Origin of the sequence: Streptomyces sp. W16 (genome assembly GCF_033194735.1) — a bacterium.
Lineage (GTDB): Bacteria > Actinomycetota > Actinomycetes > Streptomycetales > Streptomycetaceae > Streptomyces.
The window spans coordinates 1-2669 of the sequence record NZ_JAWOAI010000852.1 but is presented as its reverse complement, the minus strand read 5'-3'; the positions used below and the strand labels follow the sequence as shown (position 1 = coordinate 2669).

General features: G+C 72.0%; 3 protein-coding genes. All 3 read left to right on the top strand.

The genetic code is table 11. The annotated features are described in order from the left end of the window. Positions 1–1070: M24 family metallopeptidase (locus R6V09_RS50425; protein ID WP_317888136.1), on the top strand; the 1070-nt coding region annotated here is incomplete at its 5' end. Between the two features lie 55 nt (positions 1071–1125). Further along, positions 1126–1599 carry a DUF4440 domain-containing protein gene (locus R6V09_RS50420; protein ID WP_317888135.1) on the top strand — a complete coding sequence of 158 codons (474 nt, stop codon included), beginning with the start codon at positions 1126–1128 and terminating at the stop codon, positions 1597–1599. Between the two features lie 110 nt (positions 1600–1709). Next, a partial coding sequence (locus tag R6V09_RS50415) for a serine/threonine-protein kinase (protein WP_317888134.1) occupies positions 1710–2669 on the top strand: 960 nt, incomplete at its 3' end.

Here is a 2669-nt window from a genome sequence, read left to right as displayed (position 1 = left end):
GGGAGGCCGCGGCCCGGGCCGGCCTGGACGCCCTGCTGATCTCGCCCGGCGCGGACCTGCGTCATCTGACCGGCTACGACGCCATGCCGCTGGAACGGCTGACCTGCCTGGTCCTGCCGGCCGACGACGAGCCCTTCCTGCTCGTTCCGGCCCTGGAGGAACCCGCCGCGCGGGCGTCCCCGGCCGGCGACCTCGGCATCGAGATCACCGGCTGGCACGAGACCGACGACCCGTACGCGCTCGTCGCCGCCCGGCTGCCCGCCCGGACGGCCCGCGTCGGCGTCGACAACCGTATGTGGGCGGAGAAGATCTTCGCCTTCCGTGCCGTACTGCCGGGCGCGGAGCAGGAGTTGGCCGGAGGGGTGCTCAACGAACTGCGGATGCGCAAGACCCCGCAGGAGGCGGACGCCCTGCGCCTTGCCGGTGCGGCCATCGACCGGGTGCACGCCCGCATGGGGGAGTGGCTGCGGGCCGGACGCACCGAACGCGAGGTCGGCCGGGACATCGCGGACGCCATCGTCGCCGAGGGGCACGTCCGGGCCGACTTCGTCATCGTCGGGTCAGGCCCGAACAGCGCCAGCCCGCACCACGAACTGTCCGACCGCACGATCCGCCCCGGCGACCCGGTGGTCGTCGACATCGGCGGTACGACCAGGGACGGCTACTGCTCCGACTCCACGCGCGTATACGCGGTCGGCGAGCCGCCCGCCGACTTCCGCCGCCTCCACGAGGTGCTACTGCGCGCCCAACGCGCCCAGACCGACGCCGTACGACCGGGTCTGACGGCCGGTCAACTCGACGCCGTGGGACGGGACATCATCACCGAAGCCGGATACGGGCCGCACTTCATCCACCGCACCGGGCACGGCATCGGACTGGAGAGCCACGAGGAGCCGTACATCGTGGCCGGCAACCCGCTCCCGCTCGCCCCCGGCATGGCGTTCTCCGTCGAACCCGGCATCTATCTGCCCGGCCGGTACGGAGCGCGGATCGAGGACATCGTGATCTGCACGGAGGACGGCGGCGAGCGCCTCAACCGCACGCCCCGGGACCTGGTCGTACTCCCCTGACCCGAGCCGCACCCGCTCCAACACTCACCGCACGCACCCACACAAGGACCCCGCCATGCCCGCTTTCCCGTCCCGTTCCGCCACTCCCGCACCCGACGGCGGTGCCCGCCCGGGTGGCGCGCCCGCCGAACTGGCCGAGGTGTGGACGGTGATCACGGGAATGTACGAGGGCTACACCGCGGGCGACCGCGAACGCGTCGACTCCTTCCTCGATCCCGAGGCCACCCTCTGGGACTCGGCGACCCCCGAACTCATCTGTGGCAGAACGGAGTTGAACCGAGTCCGGGACAGCCGCCCCGTCTCCGAAGACGGCCCCGAAGAGACCGGCCTCACGGCCTACGGCGAGGTCGTCGACGTCTTCGGGGACCTGGCCGTGGCCCGCTACTGGCTACGGGTCGACTACCGCGCGGCCCCACCGGAACTGGCCCGTATCACAACGGTCCTGCGGCGTGACCGTCCCGACGGCCAGTGGCTCGTCGTGCATCTGCACGAGGACATCCATGGGCAACTGACGGCCGGTGGCGGGTAGTTGCCCGGGCGTCGGCGATCGCACCCCTAGTATGTCGGGTCGGAGCCCGGCCGAGTCGACCTCACGGTGGATGCGGTGATCGTCGGCTCCGCTCAAGGAGGACATGTTCCGTGCTTTCGCTCGATGGTTCCGACCCCTCGCACATAGGCCGCTACCGTCTCGTCGGCAGACTCGGCGAGGGCGGGATGGGGAAGGTGTACCTGGCCCGGTCGCCCGGTGGCCGTCCCGCCGCCGTCAAGGTGATCAACGACCACCTCCGTCACGACGAGCACGCCCTGAGCCGGTTCCGCCGTGAGGTGGAGACCCTGGGCACGGTCCGCAGCGCGTACACGGCCTCGCTCATCGACGCGGAGCTGGACACGCCGCCGTACTGGCTGGCCACCGAGTACGTGCCGGGGCCCACGCTGCACGCCGCCGTCGTGAGCGGCGGACCGCTGCCCGCCGACCTGGCCCGGGTCATGCTGGCCGCGCTGGCCGAGGGGCTGGACGCCATCCATGTCCGGGGTGTGTGGCACCGGGACCTCAAGCCGCACAACGTCATCCTCTCCGCCACCGGCCCGCAGCTGATCGACTTCGGCATCGCCAGGTCCACCGGTGCGTCCAACCTGACGCAGGTCGGCAGTGCGATGGGCAGTCCCGGGTACATCGCGCCGGAGACCTTCACCGGCGGCGGGACCGGTCCGGAAGCGGACGTGTTCGCGCTCGGGGCCACTCTGGCGTTCGCCGTCACCGGCCGACCGCCTTACGGGGACGGGCCGTTCGCGGCCGTGTCCTACCGTTCGGTGCACGGGGAGATCGACCTGCGGGGTGTGGACACCGGTGTCGCCGAGCTGATCGAGGCCTGTGTGCGGAGCGATCCCGCTCAGCGCCCCGCCCCACAGCGCATCATCGAACTCTGCCGGGCCGAGGCCGACCTCGTCCACCATCCCGCCTACCAACAGGCCCTCGCCGCCGGCTCCTTGGCGGACCGGGAACGTGCCGCGACCGTCGTCGACCTCGGCGGCGGTGCGGCGTCCGTCGCCCCGGACGCGGTGACGGCCCTCGCCCCGCAGCCGACCGCCACCCTGGAC

Coding starts and splice junctions, on each gene's coding strand:
- R6V09_RS50420 (WP_317888135.1), top strand. CDS start 1,126: ATGCCCGCTTTCCCGTCCCGTTCCGCCACTCCCGCACCCGACGGCGGT.